Origin of the sequence: Methylobacterium sp. E-041 (assembly GCF_022829665.1) — a bacterium.
GTDB lineage: Bacteria > Pseudomonadota > Alphaproteobacteria > Rhizobiales > Beijerinckiaceae > Methylobacterium.
This window is the reverse complement of sequence record NZ_JAKSYQ010000047.1, coordinates 1-1,080: the sequence shown is the minus strand read 5'-3', so window position 1 is coordinate 1,080 and position 1,080 is coordinate 1. Positions and strand designations below refer to the sequence as shown.

Here is a 1,080-nt window from a genome sequence, read left to right as displayed (position 1 = left end):
GGGCGTCTTGGCCTTGGGCCGGCAGGCCTCGACCAAGGGCTCCAGTTCAGACCGCTGGGCGTCGCTCAGCATCGTCCCTCCTGCATCAGAGAAACGAAAACGCTAGCCAAGCCAATCCGTTCAGACGACGACAGGCCCTAGAGGCTGTTATGAACTGGCTGCCAGTCGAGCGGCTTGTTTGAGCATGAGGCAGACGAAGGCGACGATGTGGAGATCGGCGAGCGTGCTGGGATAGCGTTCGTAGTCTTTGACGAGAGGACGGAAGCGGGTCGCCCCGGCGAAGGAGCGCTCCACCACCCAGCGCCGCGGCAGTAGGACGAAGCCGCGCTTGGCCTCGGGCAGTCTGACGATCTCCAGCTCGATACCGTGCGTGCGGGTGGCCTTAGCCGGCCTCTCCCCGGTGTAACCCTGATCGACATAGGCGAGATCGACGGTGTCGCCGGTGGCGGCCTGGATCGCCTTGGCGAGCTGCCCGACCTGGGCGCGGTCGTCGGCGTCGGCGGACGTGACGTGCAGCGCCAGGAGGTGACCCAGGGTGTCGACGGCCAAGTGGACCTTCGAGCCCCGTTTGCGCTTGGCTCCATCGTATCCGGCCCGCTCGCCGCTCTCGGGCGTCGAGCGCAGGGTTCGGCTGTCGAGGATGGCCGCGCTGGGCTCTGAACGACGCCCGGAGGCTAGGCGCAGCAAGGCGCGGAGGTCGTCGGCCAGTTGCTCGAAGCAGCCCGCTGCCAACCAGCGTTGGGCCTGCGGGTCAACGGCTTCCCAGGGTGGCAGATCGTTAGGCATCCACCGCCAGGGTGCCGCTGTGTTCGCGACGTAGCGCAGGCCGTTGAACACCTCGCGCAAGCTATGCTCGCGCTGCCCCGCATCCTCGCGCAGCAGCGTCAGGTAAGGGGCGACCAGCGCCCACTCATCATCGGAGACGTCGGATGGGTAGGATCTGCGCAAAGGGGTCATGCCCCTTCATCTGGAATCCCCACACCACGGGTCCATAAAGGCCCTGGCCGCCTCTGGTGAAAGCCCCTCGACCCTGAAGGAAACGGTCACGAGCGTGGCCGGCTCCATCGGCGCAGCGGTTTA

1 protein-coding gene is annotated in these 1,080 nt (G+C 66.5%); it reads right to left on the bottom strand.

Annotated elements, in window-relative coordinates; all coding sequences use genetic code 11:
- Positions 1 to 147: 147 nt before the first annotated feature.
- The gene (locus MKK70_RS03440; RefSeq protein ID WP_243945830.1) at positions 148 to 957 is read right to left on the bottom strand and encodes an IS5 family transposase; all 810 of its coding nucleotides are present in this window, start codon (positions 955 to 957) and stop codon (positions 148 to 150) included.
- Positions 958 to 1,080 lie beyond the last annotated feature (123 nt).

Excerpts from the sequence above, each read along its gene's own strand:
- MKK70_RS03440 (WP_243945830.1), bottom strand. The coding sequence starts at position 957 with ATGACCCCTTTGCGCAGATCCTACCCATCCGACGTCTCCGATGATGAG.